The 20,617-nt window shown below is 60.6% G+C and carries 16 protein-coding genes; 7 read left to right on the top strand and 9 right to left on the bottom strand.

The window, feature by feature from the left end; all coding sequences use genetic code 11:
• The first annotated feature begins 3 nt into the window (after nucleotides 1-3).
• From J0G10_RS25520 to J0G10_RS25550, 7 genes are all read left to right on the top strand, one after another.
• A complete protein-coding gene (locus J0G10_RS25520) occupies nucleotides 4-1,161 on the top strand; it encodes an efflux RND transporter periplasmic adaptor subunit (protein ID WP_220556970.1) in 1,158 nt (385 codons plus the stop codon).
• A complete protein-coding gene (locus J0G10_RS25525) occupies nucleotides 1,158-4,259 on the top strand; it encodes a multidrug efflux RND transporter permease subunit (protein WP_095125942.1) in 3,102 nt (1,033 codons plus the stop codon). The genes J0G10_RS25520 and J0G10_RS25525 overlap by 4 nt, the downstream gene beginning before the upstream one ends.
• Before the next feature lie 8 nt (nucleotides 4,260-4,267).
• The gene (locus J0G10_RS25530) at nucleotides 4,268-4,945 is read left to right on the top strand and encodes a heavy metal response regulator transcription factor (RefSeq protein WP_007916978.1); all 678 of its coding nucleotides are present in this window, start codon (nucleotides 4,268-4,270) and stop codon (nucleotides 4,943-4,945) included.
• Nucleotides 4,935-6,299 (top strand): heavy metal sensor histidine kinase, encoded by a 1,365-nt coding sequence (locus J0G10_RS25535; RefSeq protein WP_220556971.1) that lies wholly within the window; start codon nucleotides 4,935-4,937, stop codon nucleotides 6,297-6,299. The genes J0G10_RS25530 and J0G10_RS25535 overlap by 11 nt, the downstream gene beginning before the upstream one ends.
• 319 nt (nucleotides 6,300-6,618) lie before the next feature.
• Nucleotides 6,619-6,840 (top strand): hypothetical protein, encoded by a 222-nt coding sequence (locus J0G10_RS25540; protein ID WP_095125944.1) that lies wholly within the window; start codon nucleotides 6,619-6,621, stop codon nucleotides 6,838-6,840.
• Between the two features lie 196 nt (nucleotides 6,841-7,036).
• A complete protein-coding gene (locus tag J0G10_RS25545; protein WP_095125945.1) occupies nucleotides 7,037-8,353 on the top strand; it encodes an OprD family porin in 1,317 nt (438 codons plus the stop codon).
• Between the two features lie 144 nt (nucleotides 8,354-8,497).
• On the top strand, nucleotides 8,498-10,003 hold the full coding sequence (locus J0G10_RS25550; RefSeq protein WP_095125773.1) for a sensor domain-containing diguanylate cyclase: 1,506 nt from the start codon (nucleotides 8,498-8,500) through the stop codon (nucleotides 10,001-10,003).
• Between the two features lie 148 nt (nucleotides 10,004-10,151).
• Here the strand turns inward: J0G10_RS25550 and lpxC are convergent, their stop codons facing one another.
• From lpxC to murD, 9 genes are all read right to left on the bottom strand, one after another.
• A complete protein-coding gene (lpxC, locus tag J0G10_RS25555; protein ID WP_007916984.1) occupies nucleotides 10,152-11,063 on the bottom strand; it encodes a UDP-3-O-acyl-N-acetylglucosamine deacetylase in 912 nt (303 codons plus the stop codon).
• 112 nt (nucleotides 11,064-11,175) lie between these two features.
• Nucleotides 11,176-12,372, bottom strand: a complete 1,197-nt coding sequence (gene ftsZ, locus J0G10_RS25560) for a cell division protein FtsZ (protein ID WP_007916986.1) — start codon at nucleotides 12,370-12,372, stop codon at nucleotides 11,176-11,178.
• 68 nt (nucleotides 12,373-12,440) lie between these two features.
• On the bottom strand, nucleotides 12,441-13,700 hold the full coding sequence (ftsA, locus tag J0G10_RS25565) for a cell division protein FtsA (RefSeq protein WP_007916987.1): 1,260 nt from the start codon (nucleotides 13,698-13,700) through the stop codon (nucleotides 12,441-12,443).
• A 15-nt stretch (nucleotides 13,701-13,715) separates the two neighbouring features.
• Nucleotides 13,716-14,582: a cell division protein FtsQ/DivIB gene (locus J0G10_RS25570; protein WP_053123632.1), complete on the bottom strand. Its 867-nt coding sequence runs from the start codon at nucleotides 14,580-14,582 to the stop codon at nucleotides 13,716-13,718.
• Nucleotides 14,583-14,586: 4 nt separating this feature from the next.
• Nucleotides 14,587-15,546, bottom strand: a complete 960-nt coding sequence (locus J0G10_RS25575) for a D-alanine--D-alanine ligase (protein ID WP_093430684.1) — start codon at nucleotides 15,544-15,546, stop codon at nucleotides 14,587-14,589.
• A complete protein-coding gene (gene murC, locus J0G10_RS25580; protein WP_095050653.1) occupies nucleotides 15,543-17,003 on the bottom strand; it encodes a UDP-N-acetylmuramate--L-alanine ligase in 1,461 nt (486 codons plus the stop codon). The genes J0G10_RS25575 and murC overlap by 4 nt, the downstream gene beginning before the upstream one ends.
• Nucleotides 16,996-18,066, bottom strand: coding sequence for an undecaprenyldiphospho-muramoylpentapeptide beta-N-acetylglucosaminyltransferase (murG, locus tag J0G10_RS25585; protein ID WP_064392864.1), 1,071 nt, complete (start codon nucleotides 18,064-18,066; stop codon nucleotides 16,996-16,998). Before murG ends, murC begins: the two co-directional genes overlap by 8 nt.
• Entirely contained in the window at nucleotides 18,056-19,273 is a 1,218-nt protein-coding gene (gene ftsW, locus J0G10_RS25590) for a putative lipid II flippase FtsW (protein ID WP_016987575.1), read from the bottom strand. The genes murG and ftsW overlap by 11 nt, the downstream gene beginning before the upstream one ends.
• Nucleotides 19,270-20,616: a UDP-N-acetylmuramoyl-L-alanine--D-glutamate ligase gene (gene murD, locus J0G10_RS25595; protein ID WP_220556972.1), complete on the bottom strand. Its 1,347-nt coding sequence runs from the start codon at nucleotides 20,614-20,616 to the stop codon at nucleotides 19,270-19,272. Before murD ends, ftsW begins: the two co-directional genes overlap by 4 nt.
• Nucleotide 20,617: the final 1 nt, after the last annotated feature.

Here is a 20,617-nt window from a genome sequence, read left to right on the forward strand (position 1 = left end):
CGCATGCGAATCCAAAAAAACAAAGCCCTGCTAGCCCTAGTGATCGTCCTGGCCGCCGCAGGTACATGGTGGGCAATGAAACCCGCCCCCACCAAACTCGCCACCCCCACCGCCATCCCGGTGCGAGTCATAGCGGTCAGCGAAAAAGACGTCCCCCGCTACACCAGCGGCATCGGCTCCGTACTCTCATTACACAGCGTCGTAGTGCGCCCCCAGATCGACGGCATCCTCACCAAAATCCTCGTCAAAGAAGGCCAACTCGTCAAAGCAGGCGACCTGCTGGCCACCATCGACGACCGCTCCATCCGCGCCAGCCTCGACCAAGCCCGCGCCCAACTGGGCGAAAGCCAGGCGCAACTGCAAGTCGCCCTGGTCAACCTCAAACGCTACAAACTGCTCACCGTCGACGACGGCATCTCGAAACAGACCTACGACCAACAACAAGCCCTGGTCAACCAACTGAAAGCCACCGCCCAAGGCAACCAGGCTTCGATTGATGCTGCGCAAGTACAACTTTCCTATACACAGATCCGCTCCCCGGTCACCGGCCGCGTCGGTATTCGCACAGTCGACGAAGGCAACTTCCTGCGCCTGACCGACACCGCCGGCCTGTTCACCGTCACCCAGATCGACCCGATCGCCGTCGAATTCTCCCTGCCCCAGCAAATGCTGCCGACCCTGCAAGGCTTGATCAACGACCCGCAACGCGCGCAAGTCAAGGCCTACATCGGCGCCGACACGGACGGCGAAACCGGCAACCTGCTCGGCGAAGGTCACCTGACCCTCATCGACAACCAGATCAACGCCAACACCGGCACCATCCGCGCCAAGGCCGAATTCGACAACGCCAGCCAGAAGCTCTGGCCTGGCCTGCTGGTCACGGTAAAAATTCAGACAGCCCTCGACAAAGATGCGCTGGTCGTCCCGCCCACCGTCGTACAACGCGGCCTCGACCAACACTTCGTTTACCGGGTGAATGGCGACAAGGTCGAAGCGGTGCAAGTGCAGATGGTTTATCAAGGCAGCGGCCAGGACATCATCAAAGGCGTGAAGGCCGGTGACGTGCTGGTCACCGACGGCCAGTCGCGGCTTAAACCCGGTTCGACCGTGCAAGTCATGAGCGAGCCGCCGCAAGTGGTGCAGGCGGAGCCGAAGCCATGAAGGCGCATAAAGGTGTTTCGACGTGGTGCATCGATCACCCGGTCGCCACAATCCTGCTGACCATCGCTTTGGTGCTGGTCGGTTTGATTGCCTTCCCGCGCTTGCCAATCGCCCCACTGCCGGAAGCGGAATTTCCTACGATTCAGGTTTCCGCGCAGTTGCCCGGCGCCAGCCCCGACACCATGGCCTCATCCGTGGCCACGCCGCTTGAGGTGCAATTCAGCGCCATCCCCGGCATGACCCAGATGACCTCCAGCAGTGCCTTGGGCTCCAGCCTTTTGACCCTGCAATTCACCCTCGATAAAAGCATCGACACTGCCGCTCAGGAAGTCCAAGCGGCGATCAACACCGCCGCCGGTAAACTGCCCAAGGACATGCCGACGCTACCGACCTGGAAGAAGGTCAACCCGGCCGACAGCCCGGTGCTGATCCTCAGCGTCAGCTCGACGCAAATGCCCGGCACCGAACTCAGCGACCTGGTGGAAACCCTGCTCTCGCGTCAGATCAGTCAGATCGACGGCGTAGGCCAAATCAACATCACCGGTCAGCAACGTCCGGCGATCCGCGTGCAAGCTTCGGCGGACAAACTCGCGGCGATCGGCCTGACCCTCGCCGACATCCGACTGGCGATTCAGCAAACCAGCCTCAACCTGGCCAAAGGGGCGCTGTACGGCGAATCAAGCATCTCGACGTTGTCGACCAACGACCAGTTGTTCCACCCTGAGGACTACAGCCAACTCATCGTTTCCTACAAGGATGGCGCCCCGGTTCACCTGCGTGATGTCGCCAAAGTGGTCAACGGTTCGGAAGATGCCTACGTGCAAGCCTGGGCCGGAGATCAACCTGGCGTGAACCTGGTGATCTCGCGCCAACCGGGCGCGAACATTGTTGAAACCGTCGACCGCATTCAAGCCGCCCTGCCCGGCCTCGAAGCCATGCTGCCGGCCTCGGTGCAAGTGAAAACCCTGATCGACCGCACCCAGACCATTCGCGCCTCCCTGCATGAAGTCGAAATCACCCTGTTGATCGCGATCCTGCTGGTGGTCGCGGTGATGGCGCTGTTCCTGCGTCAGTTGTCGGCGACCCTGATTGTCTCGGCGGTTCTGGGTGTTTCGCTGATCGCCAGTTTCGCTTTGATGTACCTCCTCGGTTTCAGCCTGAACAACCTGACGCTGGTGGCGATCGTCGTCGCGGTCGGCTTCGTCGTCGACGACGCGATTGTCGTGGTGGAAAACATCCACCGGCATCTGGAGGCCGGCGACGACATGCGCGAGGCCGCGATCAAGGGTGCGGGCGAGATCGGCTTCACCGTGGTCTCGATCAGTTTCTCGCTGGTGGCGGCGTTTATTCCGCTGCTGTTCATGGGCGGTGTGGTCGGGCGACTGTTCAAGGAATTCGCCCTGACAGCGACCTCGACCATCATGATTTCCGTGGTGGTGTCGCTGACTCTGGCGCCAACACTAGCGGCGCTGTTTATGCGCAAACCGGTGCATCACGCCCACGCCAAACCGGGCTTCAGCGAACGCTTGCTCGGCTGGTACGAGAAAGGCCTGCGCCGCGCCCTCGCCCATCAGAAATTGATGATCGGCGTGTTCGGTCTGTCGCTGGCGCTGGCCATCGGCGGTTACATCTTTATCCCCAAAGGTTTCTTCCCGGTACAGGACACCGGTTTCGTCCTCGGCACCACCGAAGCCGCTGCGGATATTTCCTACGGCGACATGGTGAAAAAACACCTGGCGATGGCCGAAATCGTCGCCGCCGATCCGGCCGTGCAGGCGTTTTCCCACTCGGTGGGTGTCTCCGGCAGCAACCAGACCATCGCCAACGGCCGTTTCTGGATCGCCCTGAAAAAACGCGGCGACCGTGACGTCAGCGCCAGCCAGTTCATCGACCGCATCCGTCCGCAACTGATGAAAGTCCCCGGCATCGTCCTCTATCTGCGCGCCGGCCAAGACATCAACCTCAGCTCCGGCCCGAGCCGCGCGCAGTATCAATACGTACTCAAGAGCAACGACGGCGCGACCCTCGCGACATGGACGCAACGCCTGACGGAAAAACTGCGCAGCAACCCGGCGTTCCGCGATATTTCCAACGACCTGCAACTGGGCGGCAGCATCACTCACATCAGCATCGACCGCAGCGCCGCCGCCCGTTTCGGCCTGACCGCCAGCGATGTCGACGAGGCGCTGTACGATGCCTTCGGGCAACGGCAGATCAATGAATTCCAGACTCAGGTCAACCAGTACAACGTGATTCTGGAACTGGACACCAAGCAACGCGGCAAGGCCGAAAGCCTCAACTATTTCTACCTGCGTTCGCCGCTGAGTGGCGAGATGGTGCCGCTGTCGGCGCTGGCCAAGTTCGATGCGCCGACCATTGGCCCGTTGTCGATTGCCCACGACGGCATGTTCCCGGCCGCCAACTTGTCGTTCAACCTCGCGCCCGGCGTTGCGCTGGGTGATGCGGTGATTCTGCTCAATCAGGCCAAGGCCGAGATCGGCATGCCGACGGCGATCAGCGGCAATTTCCAGGGGGCGGCGCAGGCGTTCCAGAGTTCGCTGGCCAGTCAGCCGTGGCTGATTCTCGCGGCGCTGGTGGCGGTGTACATCATTCTCGGTGTGCTTTATGAAAGCTTCGTGCACCCGCTGACGATCATTTCGACGCTGCCGGCGGCAGGTTTGGGTGCGGTGATCATGCTGTGGATCTGCGGCCAGGACTTTTCGATCATGGCCTTGATCGGCCTGGTGTTGCTGATCGGTATCGTCAAGAAGAACGGCATTCTGATGATCGACTTTGCGCTCGAAGCGCAGCGCCACCGAGGCCTGTCACCGCAGGATGCGATTTTCGAAGCATGCATCACGCGGTTCCGGCCGATCATCATGACCACCCTCGCCGCCCTGCTCGGCGCGCTGCCGCTGATGCTCGGCTACGGCACTGGCGCCGAACTGCGTCAGCCGCTGGGGATCGCGGTGGTCGGCGGTTTGCTGGTCAGCCAGATGCTGACGTTGTTTACCACTCCGGTCATATACTTGTGGCTTGAGCGGCTGTTCCACAGGCCCAAACCTGCGCCCGTAGCGGCGCTGGCGACCACAGACTGAGGCGGGTCATGCGCGTTCTGATTATCGAAGACGAGGAAAAAACCGCGGACTATCTGCACCGCGGTCTGACGGAACAGGGTTACACCGTGGATCTGGCCCGTGACGGCGTCGAGGGTCTGCATCTGGCGCTGGAAAGCGACTACGCGGTGATCGTCCTCGACGTCATGTTGCCGGGCCTCGATGGCTTCGGCGTGCTGCGCGCGTTGCGTGCGCGCAAGCAAACCCCGGTGATCATGCTCACCGCCCGTGAGCGCGTCGAAGACCGCATCAAAGGCCTGCGCGACGGCGCCGACGATTACCTCGGCAAACCGTTTTCCTTCCTTGAACTGGTCGCGCGCCTGCAAGCGCTGACCCGCCGCAGCGGCGGCCATGAACCGGTGCAGGTGAGCATCGCCGACCTGTGGATAGATTTGATCAGCCGCAAGGCGACTCGCGCTGGAACCCGACTGGATCTGACCGCCAAGGAGTTTTCGTTGTTGAGCGTCCTCGCCCGTCGCCAAGGTGAAATCCTTTCGAAAACCGCCATCGCCGAAATGGTCTGGGACATCAATTTCGACAGCGATGCCAACGTCGTCGAAGTCGCGATCAAACGCCTGCGCGCCAAGCTCGACGGGCCGTTCGACGAGAAACTGCTGCACACCATTCGTGGCATGGGTTACGTGCTGGAGAGCCGTGGTGTCCAGTAATTCCATCGCGCTGCGCCTGAGCGGCATGTTCACGCTGGTGGCGCTGCTGGTGTTTCTGTTGATCGGCGGCGCGTTGTATCAACAGGTTGATAAAGGCCTCGGGCTGCTGCCGGAAGCCGAGCTGGATGCGCGTTACAGCGTGCTCGAATCGGCGCTCAATCGCTTCGGCACACCCGAGCATTGGGTGAAGATCAACGCCAAGTTGAAGCTGCTGGGTGAAGAGGACAAACGCATTCGTTTCTGGGTGGTGAGCGGTGATCCGGGTTACGAATACGGTCAGCCCGATGCGGCGATCCGTACTTTTGCCAAAGGCCCGCTGGGCATGCATGACTTGCAGTTGCCCGGCCAGCCTTATCCACTGAAAGTGCTGCTGACCGAGTTGCCGGCCAAGGATCAGCGTCCGCCGCTAAGGTTCATGATCGGCATCGATACCGAGACCTTTCATGAGACGCAGCACAACCTGCTGATTGCCTTGATCGGGCTGGCGATTGTCGGTGTGCTGATGGCTTCGGCGCTGGGTTATTGGGTGGCGCGGATTGGTCTCAAACCGCTGATCAAACTGTCCCATGAAGCCCAGCGTCTGGCGCCGCCGCTGCGGGCCGGGCGCTTGCGTTTGTCGCCGCTCCCGCCGGAACTTGAGCAGTTTGTCGACTCCTTCAACTCGACGCTGGAACGGGTTGAACAGGCCTACTCGCGGCTGGAATCGTTCAACGCCGACGTCGCTCATGAGCTGCGTTCGCCGCTGACCAATCTGATTGGCCAGACTCAGGTGGCGCTGACCCGTGGGCGTTCTGCCGAACATTATTTCGAAGTGCTGCAATCGAACCTGGAAGAGTTGGAACGGCTGCGTTCGATAATCAACGACATGTTGTTTCTGGCCAGTGCCGATCAGGGTAACAAGGCGACCAAACTGACCTCGACGTCGCTGGCGGATGAGGTGGCGACGACGCTGGAGTATCTGGATTTCATTCTTGAAGATGCGCAGGTTCAGGTGCAGGTCAGCGGCGATGCGCAGGTGCAAATCGAGGTTGCGCATTTGCGTCGGGCGTTGATCAATCTATTGAGCAATGCGGTGCAGCACACCGGGCCGGGTCAGGTGATCGAGGTGCGGATTGAGGTTGAAGCGCATCAGGTGAGTATCGGCGTGGCCAACCCCGGTTCGCCGATTGCCAGCGAGCATTTGCCGCGCTTGTTCGAGCGCTTTTATCGGGTGGATGCCTCGCGCAGCAACAGTGGCAATAACCATGGCTTGGGGCTGGCGATCGTCAAGGCGATTGCGCTGATGCATGGCGGCGATGTGTTTGTGCGCAGTGATCGGGGGATGAATACCTTCGGGATTTATTTGCCGGTCTGAAAAGCCCCTCACCCTAACCCTCCCGAAACGTCGGACCGCCCGGAGGGAGAGGGGACTGACCGAATTGTTCTCTCGAAGTACGCCGACCTGAAATATCCCGTCGAACTCAGGCTTTGAAAAGCCCCCAATCTGCTCCCTTCCCCCTCGCCCCCTTGGGGGAGAGGGTTGGGGTGAGGGGGTTGCTCTTGGCTACACCGCGAACTTCGACTTTTACCTCCTGCGCAACAGTCATTTATGAAAATCACGCTGTTTCCCAACGCCCGGCGACCTTATCTTTGCCCGCACCAAACAGCACTCGCCAAGCGAGAAGGTTTTCAAGATGTCCAACAGTATGGGTATTGCCAGCGCTTTCGTTTTGTCCTCATTGATCCTGTCGCCGATGGCGATGGCTGAAGAATCGCAGTCGTTCGTAGCGCAAAATATCGCTCGCGCTCAGGCCTTCGATCAGCATCAGGCCGAAGTGATGGCCAAGGCTCAGGACGCCTCGCAAGCCCCGCAGGCTGCCACTTCCCAGACTCAAGCAAGCGAGACAGACAGCTGAGTCGCGCTCCGCGCCAACGTTTCCCTCGACGCGGTTGTTTGGCTCTTCCCGTTCAACCGTCGTCATTCCAGGCCGCTGCCTTTCAGCGGCCTTTTTTCGTTGTGGTCTGAAAGCCGTTTGGTTCGTCTGTAACAACAAGAAACATCAAGCCCTCAAGCCATTGAAGGGCCAGTTGACCCAAGGAGCTCCATCGCACGTGCGTTACCCAGTTCGCTGCACCCCGCTGTTCTTTGCAATTGCCGCAACGATTGCCCCTGCCGCTCACGCTGACGAGCCTGCCAAAGATGGCTTTGTCGAGGGTTCGAGCCTCAACCTCAACGCCCGCAACTACTACATGAATCGCAACCGCTTGCAGAAAGCGGACGACAACATCGAGTGGGGCCAGGGCTTTCTCGGGGTCTTCAAGTCGGGCTACACCGAAGGTACGGTCGGTTTCGGCATTGATGCCCACGCCATGCTCGGGTTGAAGCTCGATGGCGGTGGCGGCACCGACGGCTCGAGCATCCTGCCGGTCAGAGAGAATGGCGGCAAAGCGCCGGGGGCGTTCTCCACGGCGGGCGGCACGTTGAAAATGCGCGCGTTCGATACCGAGTTGAAGGCCGGTGACCTGTTCCTCACCAACCCGGTGATTGCCGGCGGTGAAACGCGCATGCTGCCGCAGACTTTTCGTGGTGTGAGCCTGACCAACCACAGCTTCGATGGCTGGTTGATCGAAGGCGGCCAGGCGAGTTTCAACAAGCCTTACAACCAGAGTGGCCACACGCGCATCGGCACTTCCTACGGCACTCTTGCCGACGGTGATGAGAGCCAGCACCTGAACTGGGCCGGCGTGGCGTGGAGCGGTGTCGAAGGCCTGACCAGCAGCCTTTATGCCTCTGAGTTGAAGGACATCTGGAACCAGTATTACTACGACCTCGACTACACCTGGCAGTTGAACGATCTAGTCAGCCTCAACCCGGGCTTGCACTTCTATCACACGCAAGACACCGGTGATGCGCTGCTGGGCAACATCGACAACAACACCTACAGCCTGCATTTCACCGTTGGCGTCGGTAATCACAGCGTTACCGCCGCGTATCAGCGGGTCAACGGCAACACGCCGTTCGACTACATCAGCCAAGGCGACAGCGTTTACCTCGACAACTCCCAGCAATACTCCGACTTCAACGGCCCGAACGAACGCTCGTGGAAGCTCAAGTACGCCTATGACTTCGCCGGTGTCGGCGTGCCGGGGCTGACCACGGCGGTGTCGTATTCGCGCGGCAAGGTGGACCTGACCAAGGTCGACCCCGACAGCAAAGGCTATTCCAACTGGTACAGCGCCGATGGCCGCAACGCCAAGCATTGGGAACGCGATCTCGACTTGAAGTACGTGGTGCAGAGCGGTCAGGCCAAGGATCTGGCGCTCCACCTGCAATGGGCGACCAACCGTGGCGGCAACGGCTACGGCGTGATTGATTCGGATACAGATGAATACCGCGTGATCATCGACTACCCGATCAACGTCTTCTAAGATCGGCGCCATAACACCGTCTTGAATTCAGTGATGCACCCTGTGGGAGCGAGCCTGCTCCCACATTGGAAATGGTTTCTGGCTTCGGCTGTGGTTTTTGGCCTACTACGCTTATAAGACTTCTCCCCAACCGACAGCCCAATCATGATCGCGAGCCGTACCCCACCCGTTGCGGGCAAGACCGGACGCCCCGAGTTGCTGCTGATCTGCGGCAGTTCGCTGACCGTGATCGCGATTCTGTGCATCGTCACGTTCCTCCTGATCCGCGAGCACGCCAACGCTCAGGAGTCGGCTACCCGCAGTGCCACCACCATCGCGCAACTGATCGACGCCGATGTCCTGCGCACCGTCGAGTTGTACGACTTGACCCTGCAAGGCCTGATCGCCGCCGCCCAGCGCGACGACCTGCAAGATGTCTCACCGCAGATCCGCCATCTGGCGCTGTTCGACCGCTCGACCACCGCGCGCTTCAAGGGCGACATACTGCTCCTCGACAAGCACGGAGATGTGATTGCCGACTCCTCACGGATCGAGCCAAAACCGGGCAACTTTGCCGACCGCGAATACTTCCTTGCCCACGCTTTCAATCACGACGTCGGCATGTTCATCAGCCGCCCGTTCAAGACCCGTTGCGACTGTGAGGAGGCCAATCAGTGGCGAATCAGCTTCAGTCGACGGATTTCCTCGCAAACCGGCGAGTTCGCCGGGGTAGCCGTGGCGTCGATGAAACTCGATTACTTCGATCAGTTGTTCAACAGCCTCGACATTGGCAAAGACAGCACGTTGAACATCATCAACAACGACGGTGTCCTGCTGGCGCAGAAGCCGTATCTGCAAAGCGATTCCATCGGCAAGAGCTACGGCAACCGACCGAATGTCGTGCGTATTCTGGGAGACAAGGATGGCAATGGCAGTTTTACCAGCACCTCGAGCATGGACCATCAACAACGCCTCTATACCTATTCGCGGGTCGGCAATCTGCCACTGACGGTGATGGTCGCGCTGTCCAGCGATGAAGTATTTGGCACCTGGCGGCGCACCGCGATGCTGATCAGTGGTGCCACGGGCGTGTTGTGTATGGGTTTGCTGTGGCTGACCTGGCTGTTGGCCCGCGAGTTGCGCCTGCGCCAACGGGCCGAGCGCGAGTTGGCCCAACTGGCCGCTACCGATGCGCTGACGGGCGTGGCCAATCGGCGGATGCTCGATCAGGCACTACGCCATGAGTGGTTCCGCGCCCAGCGCTCGGGCAAACCGATGTCGGTGATGATGATCGATGCCGATCACTTCAAGGCTTTCAATGATCGACATGGGCATCAGGCCGGCGACCTGGCGCTGAAGACGCTGGCCAGGGTCATCACGGAAAACGTGCGGCGACCGACGGATCTGGTGGCGCGCTACGGAGGTGAAGAGTTTTCGGTGATTCTCGCCGAGACCGATGGCCATGGCGCACAGCAGATAGCCGAGCATATTCGTCAGGGGGTGGAGCAGTTGCCGTTGGTCGACGGGGCCGAGCGGCCGATGACCGTGAGTATCGGCATTGCGAGCTGGACGGCGGCGAGTGAGATGACGCTGGAGCAGTTGTTGTTTGCGGCGGACAAGGCGCTTTATCAGGCCAAGGAAAGTGGGCGTAACCGCGTCGTCAGCTATTAAGATCAAAAGATCGCAGCCTTCGGCAGCTCCTACATGAGAATGCGATCACCCTGTAGGAGCTGCCGAAGGCTGCGATCTTTTGATTTTAAAAGGGCATAAAAAAAGGCCATCCGAGGATGGCCTTCAAAAAACTAGAGAGGTTTTTTACTTACACCGCCGCAACCGGGCGCATGTAAGAGATTGGTGCGGTGCTGGCGTCTTCGAACGTCACCACTTCCCAAGCGTCTGTCTGCTCAATCAACTTGCGCAGCAGCTGGTTGTTCAGTGCGTGGCCGGACTTGAAGCCCTTGAACTCACCAATCAGGCTGTTACCCAGCAGATACAGGTCGCCAATGGCATCGAGGATCTTGTGCTTCACGAATTCGTCTTCATAGCGAAGGCCGTCTTCGTTCAGTACGCCATCGGCATCGACCACGATTGCGTTTTCAACGCTGCCGCCGAGTGCGAGGTTGTGCTTGCGCAGGTACTCGATATCACTCATGAAACCAAAGGTACGGGCGCGGCTGACTTCCTTTACGAACGAAGTGCTGGAAAAATCCACGCTTGCACTTTGGGTGCGGTCCCGGAATACCGGGTGATCGAAATCGATCTCGAAGCTCACCTTGAACCCTTCGAAAGGGACGAAAGTGGCGCGCTTGTCGCCGTCTTCCACTGTCACTTCACGCAGGATGCGGATGAATTTCTTGGCGGCGTCCTGTTCTTCCAGGCCTGCCGATTGAATCAGGAATACGAAGGGTCCAGCGCTGCCATCCATGATCGGGACTTCGGACGCGGAGAGCTCGACGTAGGCGTTATCGATGCCCAGGCCAGCCATGGCCGAGAGCAAGTGCTCTACCGTGTCCACTTTCACGTCGCCGTTAATCAGCGTCGTCGACATAGTGGTTTCACCGACGTTTTCCGCGCGGGCAGGAATCTGCACCACAGGGTCGAGGTCAGCGCGACAAAACACAATGCCAGTGTCGACAGGCGCAGGCTTGAGGGTCAGATAGACCTTCTCACCGGAGTGCAGGCCTACACCTGTGGCACGGATAATATTTTTCAGTGTGCGTTGTTTAATCATGGCTTGGGCCGCTTCAGCGCAAATTGCGAACTGGTATCAACAAAGGCTGGCGATGATAGCAGACCATGCCTTTGCTGAACACCAATCACCTTCATAGCCCTGATACATTCCATCAATCGGCCTGACGACGCAGGAAAGCCGGGATGTCCAGGTAGTCCAGATCATCTTGCGGATTCATCTTCGCGGCAGCCGCAGCACCGGCCTGAGCCTGGTTGCGCATGACGGTCGGACGATCCAGATCACGGTAGTTGACCGCTGGCGCTTCCTGACGGGCCGCAGCCGGTTGTTGTACCTGGGCAGAAGCCATGGAGGTGTGAACGGTGTTGTCGATGACCTTCACAGGCTTCTCGATTTTCGCGCCCAGACCAGTGGCAACCACAGTCACGTGCAGTTCGTCGCGCATGTCCGGATCGATAACGGTACCGACCTTGACCATCGCGTGTTCGGAAGCGAAGGCTTCGATGATGCTACCCACGTCGGAGTACTCACCCAGGGACAGGTCAGGACCGGCGGTGATGTTCACCAGGATGCCGCGTGCGCCTTGCAGGTTCACGTCTTCCAGCAGCGGGTTGCGGATCGCCGCTTCGGTGGCTTCACGTGCACGGTTCGGACCGCTGGCGCAGCCAGTGCCCATCATCGCCATGCCCATTTCGCTCATCACGGTACGTACGTCGGCGAAGTCGACGTTGATCATACCCGGACGCTTGATGATGTCGGAGATACCGCGAACGGCACCGGCCAGTACATCGTCAGCCTTGGCGAAAGCCGACAGCAGGCTGGCGTCTTTACCGAGGATGGTCAGCAGCTTCTCGTTAGGAATGGTGATCAACGAGTCAACGCTTTCCGAGAGCATGCGGATGCCTTCATCGGCGATCTGCATACGCTTGCGGCCTTCGAACGGGAACGGACGCGTTACGACAGCAACGGTCAGAATGCCCATTTCCTTGGCCACTTCGGCGATGATCGGCGCAGCACCGGTACCGGTACCGCCGCCCATGCCAGTGGTGATGAACACCATGTTGGTGCCCTGCAGGACTTCGGCAATGCGCTCACGGTCTTCGAGAGCGGCCTGACGACCTACTTCAGGGTTGGCGCCAGCGCCCAGACCTTTGGTCACGCCGGTACCCAGTTGCAGAATGGTACGCGCACCGATGTTTTTCAGCGCTTGAGCATCAGTGTTGGCGCAGATGAATTCAACGCCTTCGATGTTGCTCTTGACCATGTGATTGACAGCGTTGCCGCCGCCACCGCCAACACCGATAACTTTGATTACCGGGCTTGCGGGGATGTTGTCTACGAGTTCGAACATTTTCCCTCTCCTTACATTCTCTAGTTTTTTCGCCTACTGCTTTTTTGTTGCGGTGTTGCGGTAAAGCTTTAGAAGTTGCCTTGAACCCACTTCTTCAATCGGTCCAGCAACGGCGCCTGTGGCTCTTCGTTGCTGTAGCTGTCGCGGCTGCCGATGCCGGAGAACGAAACCCCGTCGGACTGCTTTTGCAGGCCGTACATCAACAAACCAACGCCAGTGGAATAAATCGGGTTGCGCACCACGTCATCCAGGCCCTTCACGCCATGCGGCACGCCGAGGCGCACCGGCATGTGGAAGATTTCTTCGGCCAGTTCAGTGGCGCCTTCCATCTTCGAAGTACCGCCGGTGAGGACGATGCCCGCCGGGATCAGGTCTTCGTAGCCGCTGCGACGCAGCTCGGCCTGAATCAGCGTGAACAGTTCGTCGTAACGCGGCTCGACCACTTCGGCCAGGGCCTGACGCGACAGTTCGCGTGGTGGACGGTCGCCAACGCTCGGCACCTTGATGGTTTCACCGGCACCGGCCAGCTTGGCCAGGGCGCAGGCGTAGCGGATCTTGATTTCTTCGGCGTACTGGGTCGGGGTGCGCAACGCCATGGCGATGTCGTTGGTCACCTGATCACCGGCAATCGGGATCACTGCGGTGTGGCGGATCGCGCCTTCGGTGAAGATCGCGATGTCAGTGGTGCCGCCGCCGATGTCGACCAGGCACACGCCCAGTTCTTTCTCGTCGTCGGTCAGTACCGAGTAGGCCGAGGCCAGTTGCTCAAGAATGATGTCGTCGATTTCCAGACCGCAGCGACGCACGCATTTTTCAATGTTCTGGGCGGCGTTGACGGCGCAGGTGACCACGTGAACCTTGGCTTCCAGACGTACGCCGGACATGCCCAGTGGTTCGCGAACGCCTTCCTGGTTATCGATCACGTAATCCTGCGGCAGGGTGTGCAGCACGCGCTGGTCTGCCGGAATCGCCACGGCCTGAGCAGCGTCGAGGACGCGCTCAAGGTCGGCCGAGCTGACTTCGCGATCACGGATCGCGACGATGCCGTGGGAGTTCAGGCTGCGGATGTGATTGCCCGCCACGCCGACGAACGCCGAGTGAATGCGGCAGCCCGCCATCAGTTGGGCTTCTTCGATCGCGCGCTGGATCGATTGCACGGTGGACTCGATGTTGACCACCACGCCCTTCTTCAGGCCACGGGACGGATGGGTACCGATCCCGACGATTTCCAGCGAGCCGTCGTCGGAAACCTCGCCGACCAGCGCCACCACTTTGGAGGTGCCGATATCGAGACCGACGATCATTTTGCCGCTTTGCACGTTTGCCATGGGTCCTGCCTCTTCTTAATTCTTTGCGACAGCGGGTTGGGCTGTCGTCGGCGCTACTGGTTCCCGCCAGCCAACAGCAAGGCCGTTGGCGTAGCGCAGATCGATGCGCGCAATGTTCGTAATCTGGTCTTTAAGCGTCTTGTCATAGATGGCGATAAAACGGCGCATCTTTTCCACCAGGTTGCCGCGTCCCAGCAGCAACTCGATGCCGGGGCCGGAACTGCCGGCACCGGTGGTCAGGAACCAACTCCCGCGTTCACGCAATTCCAGGCGCGCAATCGAGAAGCCCAACGGCCGCAGCATCTGGCTCAGCACCTGATACTGCTGCATGACTTGCTGCTGGGCCCGTTGTGGGCCGAACAGCTGTGGCAGGTGTTCGTAGTTCGCCAGTTCCTTGGGCGTAAACGCCTGGCCCTGGTTGTTCAGCAACGACTCGTCGCCCCAACGCGCCACCGGCAGTTGCTCTTCGAGGCGGATCACCACCTGGTCCGGCCACACGCGACGGACTTCGGCATGGGCGATCCACGGCATCTGCTCAAGCTCGGTGCGCATACCGGCCAGGTCGATGGTGAAGAAGCTCGACGCCACGTACGGGGCGATCCGCTGCTGCACCGCTTGCTGGCTGATGTAGCTCAGGTCGCCTTGCACGGCGATCTTGGTGATCGGCCGGTCGGCGTACGGCAGCAAACGCGTTGCACCTTCGTAAGTACCAAAGCCCAGCACCACCAGCAGCACTGGCCAGAACAGACTTTTCAGAAAGCCGAAATTGGCTTTCGGCAGGCGCGCGGACATCGGCTCTTTCGCCACCATTCGGCTGGCACCCCGTGGCACCGGCTTGCGGCCGGGTGCGGGAGGCTGATGTCGGAGCTGAGCGCCTTGCATCGTCTTAACCTCGAGCGTCTTCAACACTGGCGGCCAGAATGGCCAGAACCAGTTGCTGGAAATCCAGGCCAGCCGCACGGGCCGCCATCGGTACCAGACTGTGATCGGTCATGCCCGGTGCGGTGTTCACTTCCAGGAACCAGAACTGCCCGTCGGCGTCCTGCATCACGTCCGCCCTGCCCCAACCGGCAATACCCAGCGCCTCACAGGCCTTGGCCGTGAGATCCATGAGTTCCTGTTCCTTGGCGGCATCCAGCCCGCACGGAATGCGGTACTGGGTATCGTTGGCGATGTACTTGGCGTCGTAGTCGTAGAACGTGTGCGGTGTACCCAGGGCAATCGGAGGCAACACCTGGTCACGCAGGGTGGCGATGGTGAACTCCGGACCTTGAATCCATTGCTCAACCAAGACTTGCGAATCGTAGGTACTGGCCGCTTTCCATGCGTCGATCAACTCGGACGCAGAACTCACTTTGGCCATCCCGATACTTGAACCTTCATGCGCCGGTTTGACGATCAAAGGGAAGCCCAGTTCCGTCGCCGCCGAAATACAATCGGCTTCGCTGCACAGCACGGCGTGACGCGGCGTCGGAATCCCGAGGCTGTGCCAGACCTGCTTGGTGCGCAGTTTGTCCATCGCCAGTGCCGAAGCGAGAATGCCGCTGCCGGTGTACGGAATGCCCGCCACTTCGAGCAGGCCCTGCATGGAGCCGTCTTCACCGCCACGGCCGTGAAGAATGATGAACGCGCGGTCGATCTTTTCGCTGAGCAGCCGTTGCAGAATGTCTTCGCCAACGTCGATGCCGAACGCGTCCACGCCAGCGCTTTGCAGCGCGTCGAGTACGGCGTTACCGGATTTCAGCGACACCTCACGCTCGGCACTCAGGCCACCGAAGAGCACGGCGACACGGCCGAAGTCTTTCGGCGCGATAGTGGAAAACAGCTTGGCGTAGGCAGCAGTCATTTCAACTTCCCCTCGACCGGCGCCGCCACGGCGCCAGCGAACAATTCACTTTTCAACAGCTTCGGCGCGAGACCGCCGATATCACCGGCGCCCTGGCACAGCAGGATGTCGCCGGCACGCAGCAGCGGCTTGACCAGCGGCGCCAGATCGACGCCACGCTCGATGTAGATCGGGTCGAGCTGACCGCGCTGACGGATGCTGTTGCACAGCTTGCGGCTGTCGGCGCCCGGGATCGGCTCTTCGCCGGCCGGATAGACTTCCATCAGCAGCAGCACGTTGGCGTCGGCCAGTACATTGACGAAATCGTCGTACAGGTCACGGGTGCGGCTATAACGGTGCGGCTGGTAAACCATCACCAGACGGCGCTCCGGCCAGCCACCGCGCACGGCTTTGATCACTGCGGCGACTTCGGTCGGGTGGTGACCGTAATCGTCGACCAGCATCACGTTGCCCCCGTCCACTGGCAGTTCGCCGTAAACCTGGAAGCGTCGACCAACGCCCTGGAAGCCCGACAGGCCCTGGACGATGGCTTCATCGCTGACGCCTTCGTCGGTGGCAATACAGATGGTTGCCAGCGAGTTGAGTACGTTGTGGTTGCCGGGCATGTTCACCGACACGTCCAGCGGCTCGCGATCCGGGCGCAGCACGGTGAAGAAGGTCTGCATGCCTTGCTGGCGAATATTGATCGCGCGCACGTCAGCGTCTTCACTGAAGCCGTAAGTCACGGTCGGACGTTTCACCAGCGGCAGGATTTCACGCACCACCGGATCGTCCAGGCACATGACCGCCAAACCGTAGAACGGCAGGTTGTGCAGGAACTCGACGAAGGTTTTCTTCAGCTTGTTGAAGTCACCGTCGTAGGTCGCCATGTGGTCGGCGTCGATGTTGGTAACCACGGCCACCAGCGGTTGCAGGTGCAGGAAACTCGCATCGCTTTCATCGGCTTCGGCGATCAGGTACCGGCTGGTGCCGAGCTGGGCATTGGTGCCCGCCGCATTCAGACGACCACCGATAACGAACGTCGGGTCCAGGCCTCCGGCCGCGAACACCGAAGCGATCAGGCTGGTGGTGGTGGTTTTGCCGTGGGTACCGGCGACGGCGATGCCGTGGCGATAGCGCATCAGCTCGGCGAGCATTTCTGCACGCGGCACCACCGGGATACGACGCTCAAGCGCGTTCGCCACTTCCGGGTTAGAGGTATTTACCGCGCTCGACACCACCAGCACATCGGCAGCAGCGGCGTTCTCGGCACGGTGGCCGATGAAAATCTGCGCGCCGAACGACTCCAGACGCTCGGTCACCGGCGAAGCTTTCAGGTCGGAACCGGACACTTGGTAGCCCAGGTTCAACAACACTTCGGCGATGCCGCACATGCCCACGCCGCCGATGCCGACGAAGTGGATGCGACGGATGCGGCGCATTTCCGGTTGTGGCATGGCTTTCTGATTCTCAACCATGTGCCACCTCCAGACAGGTATCGACCACGCTACGGGTGGCATCGGGTTTCGCCAGACGGCGGGCCGCTTGGGCCATATCTTCGAGTCGTTGCGGTTGCATCAAGACCTCTGTCAGGCGCGCGGCAAGGTCCGCGGCACCAGTCGTTCTTTGTGGCATCAGGAAGGCAGCGCCTTCACGGGCCAAATAATCGGCGTTGCGGGTCTGGTGATCGTCGATCGCGTGGGGCAAAGGCACCAGCATCGAGGGCAGACCGGCGGCAGCCAGCTCACTGATGGTCAACGCGCCTGCGCGGCACACCACCAGGTCAGCCCAGCCATAGGCCTGGGCCATGTCTTTGATGAACGGCTGCACCTGCGCATCCACGCCGGCGGCGCGGTAGCGCTCTGCAGTCACTTCATCGTGGTTTTTGCCGGCCTGATGAAACACTTCCGGGCGCAAATCGGCAGCGACTTGGGCCAGGGCTTCAGGCAGCAATTTGTTCAACGGTTCTGCGCCCAGGCTTCCGCCAAGGATCAGCAAACGCGCTTTGCGGCCGGCCAGAGCAGGTCGCGATGTGTCGAGGAACAGCTCGCTGCGCACCGGGTTGCCGGTGGTACGGCGGGTGTCCGACAGAGTAAAGGTGTCGGGGAACGCTTCACACACCCGAGCGGCGAACGGCACCAGCAACCGATTGGCGGTGCCGGCCACGGCGTTCTGCTCGTGAACGATCACCGGCACGCCGGCCAGTTTCGCGGCAAGACCACCCGGGCCAGTCACATAACCACCGAAGCCGACCACACACACCGGCTTCAAGCGACGAATGATTGCCCGCGCCTGCCATACCGATTTCAGCAGCATGAACGGCGCCTTGAGCAGCGACAGCTTGCCCTTGCCGCGCAGGCCGGTGGCGTTGATGCGGTGCAGTTCAAGACCTGCCGCGGGCACCAGTTCGTTTTCAATTCCGCGTGGCGTGCCGAGCCAGTGCACGGTGTAGCCGCGCGCCTGAAACTCGCGAGCACAGGCCAGCGCCGGGAACACGTGGCCGCCGGTTCCGCCGGCCATGATCAATACGTTAGCGCCCATGATTCGGCTCCTCGGCGAAGTCGCTCTCATGGAATTCCATCTCTTCACTGCCCAGGTGGGTTCGACTCTCCCACTCAATCCTCAATAACAAACCGAGGCAGGCACAGCAGATCACCAACGAGCTGCCGCCATAACTGAGGAACGGCAAGGTCAGACCTTTGGTTGGCAGCAGGCCGACGTTCACTCCGATGTTGATCAGGAACTGACCAATCCACAGGAACGACAGGCCGTAGGCCACATAAGCGGCAAAGAACTGCTTGGCTTTCTCGGCCCACAAGCCGATGTACATGCCACGAATACACACGAACACGAACAGCGCCACGGTGCACAGCGAACCCACCGCGCCGAGTTCTTCAGCCAATACCGAGAACACGAAGTCGGTGTGCGCTTCCGGCAGGTAGAACTGCTTCTGCACGCTGTTGCCCAGGCCCACACCCAGCCATTCGCCACGACCGAACGCGATCAGCGCTTGGGACAATTGGTAGCCGGCGCCGAACTGGTCGGCCCACGGGTCAGCGAAGTTGGTCAGACGCGCCATACGATACGGCTGCATTTGAATCAGCAAGACCACCGCTCCGACCGCCAACACCACCATCAGCGAGAAACGGAACAGTCCGACCCCGCCGAGAAAGAGCATCGCCGCCGCAGCGCCCATCATCACCACGGTGGCGCCGAAGTCTGGCTCCATCAGCAGCAGGCCGGCCATCGGCAGCAGCACGATGAACGGCTTGAAGAAGCCCATCCAGCTCTCGCGCACTTCCTTCTGACGCCGCACCAGATAACCGGCGAGGTAGATCACCACGAACACTTTGGCGATCTCGGACGGCTGCACGTTGAAGAAGCTGAAACCGATCCAGCGCATCGAACCGTTCACTTCGCGACCGATGCCGGGAATGATCACCATCACCAGCAAGCCGAACGCCCCGATCAGCATCAACCAGCCGAGGCGTTGCCAGGTGGCGATCGGAATCATCATGGTGACGATGCAGGCGCCCAGGCCCAGCACCACATAAATAAGGTGGCGAATCATGTAATACAGCGGACTGCCCGACTGCGCGGCTGCCACCTCAGTGGACGCCGAAGCGATCATGATCAAACCGAGACCGAGCAAAGCCAGGCAACCGGCGAGCATCGGAAAATCGAGGTCGATGCCGCGCCCGGTAATAATCGGCGACGGGTACGGCTTGATGATATTGAACAGACTCATGCCAGTTCCTCCACAGCGCGGACGAACTGGTGACCACGGTCTTCATAGTTCTTGAACATGTCGAAACTGGCGCAGGCCGGCGACAGCAGCACCACGTCACCCGGTTGGGCGGCGGCGCGGCATTGCGCGACGGCGTCAACCAGCGAGGTCGCGCGAATCAGTGGCACGGCATCACCGATGGCTTCACCGATCTTGTCGGAGTCGCGGCCCATCAGGATCACGGCACGGCAGTTGACCGCTACCGGATCAAGCAGATCGTTGAATTCGGCACCCTTGCCATCGCCACCGGCGATCAGGATGACCTTGCCGTCGATATCCGCGCCCAAGCCTTCGATGGCGGCCAGAGCGGCGCCGACGTTGGTGGCTTTCGAATCGTTGTAATACGCCACGCCGTCGAGATCACGCACCCACTGGCAACGGTGTTCGAGACCGGCGAAGTTGCGCAGCGCCGAGAGCATGGCCTCGAACGGCAAGCCCACGGCATGCCCCAGCGCCAATGCCGCGAGGGCGTTGGACTGGTTGTGTGCGCCGCGAATTTTCAGCTCACGCACCGGCATCAGATTCTGGAATTCGAAGGCCAGATACTTCTCGCCATCTTCTTCGCGGATACCGAATGCCTTGAAATCCGGTTTGGTCAGGCCGAAGGTCCAGCATGGCTGACCCTCGCCCATCAACGGACGGCTCAGCGCATCCTGGCGATTGACCACGAACTGCTTCGCGCCACGGAAGATCCGGTGCTTGGCCAGGTGGTACGCCGGCAGACCGCTGTAGCGATCCATGTGGTCTTCGCTGATGTTCAGGACGGTGGCCACTTCGGCATTGAGCTGGTCGGTGGTTTCCAGCTGGAAGCTCGACAGTTCCATGACGTACAGCTCGACGTCGTCGCTGAGCAGATCCAGCGCCGGGGTGCCGAGGTTGCCACCGACAGCAACGCGCTTGCCGGCCGCAGCCGCCATTTCGCCGACCAGGGTGGTGACGGTGCTTTTCGCGTTGGAACCGCTGATGGCCACGATCGGCGCCCGCGCGTTACGCGCGAACAGCTCGATGTCGCCGGACAGTTTCACGCCACGGGCCGCAGCGGCTTGCAGGGCCGGGGTCGCCAACGCCAGGCCGGGGCTCACGTAGAGCTCGTCGGCACGGCAGAGGAATTCGACGTCCAGCTCGCCACAACGCACTTCCACGTGCGGATAGTCACGCTTGAGCGTGGCCAGTTCCGGTGGATTTTCCCGCGTATCGGCGACGGCAAACGACGTGCCCCGGTTCGCCAGGAAGCGAACCAGGGACATGCCGCTCTTGCCGAGGCCGACAACGATGCGGAAGTGGTCAGAAGCGATCAGAGACACT

The sequence above is a fragment of the Pseudomonas germanica genome, assembly GCF_019614655.1.
GTDB lineage: Bacteria > Pseudomonadota > Gammaproteobacteria > Pseudomonadales > Pseudomonadaceae > Aquipseudomonas > Aquipseudomonas neuropathica.

Excerpts from the sequence above, each read along its gene's own strand:
- J0G10_RS25520 (WP_220556970.1), top strand. The coding sequence starts at position 4 with ATGCGAATCCAAAAAAACAAAGCCCTGCTAGCCCTAGTGATCGTCCTG.
- J0G10_RS25525 (WP_095125942.1), top strand. The coding sequence starts at position 1,158 with ATGAAGGCGCATAAAGGTGTTTCGACGTGGTGCATCGATCACCCGGTC.
- J0G10_RS25530 (WP_007916978.1), top strand. The coding sequence starts at position 4,268 with ATGCGCGTTCTGATTATCGAAGACGAGGAAAAAACCGCGGACTATCTG.
- J0G10_RS25540 (WP_095125944.1), top strand. The coding sequence starts at position 6,619 with ATGTCCAACAGTATGGGTATTGCCAGCGCTTTCGTTTTGTCCTCATTG.
- J0G10_RS25550 (WP_095125773.1), top strand. The coding sequence starts at position 8,498 with ATGATCGCGAGCCGTACCCCACCCGTTGCGGGCAAGACCGGACGCCCC.
- lpxC (WP_007916984.1), bottom strand. The coding sequence starts at position 11,063 with ATGATTAAACAACGCACACTGAAAAATATTATCCGTGCCACAGGTGTA.
- ftsZ (WP_007916986.1), bottom strand. The coding sequence starts at position 12,372 with ATGTTCGAACTCGTAGACAACATCCCCGCAAGCCCGGTAATCAAAGTT.
- ftsA (WP_007916987.1), bottom strand. The coding sequence starts at position 13,700 with ATGGCAAACGTGCAAAGCGGCAAAATGATCGTCGGTCTCGATATCGGC.
- J0G10_RS25570 (WP_053123632.1), bottom strand. The coding sequence starts at position 14,582 with ATGCAAGGCGCTCAGCTCCGACATCAGCCTCCCGCACCCGGCCGCAAG.
- J0G10_RS25575 (WP_093430684.1), bottom strand. The coding sequence starts at position 15,546 with ATGACTGCTGCCTACGCCAAGCTGTTTTCCACTATCGCGCCGAAAGAC.
- murC (WP_095050653.1), bottom strand. The coding sequence starts at position 17,003 with ATGGTTGAGAATCAGAAAGCCATGCCACAACCGGAAATGCGCCGCATC.
- murG (WP_064392864.1), bottom strand. The coding sequence starts at position 18,066 with ATGGGCGCTAACGTATTGATCATGGCCGGCGGAACCGGCGGCCACGTG.
- ftsW (WP_016987575.1), bottom strand. The coding sequence starts at position 19,273 with ATGAGTCTGTTCAATATCATCAAGCCGTACCCGTCGCCGATTATTACC.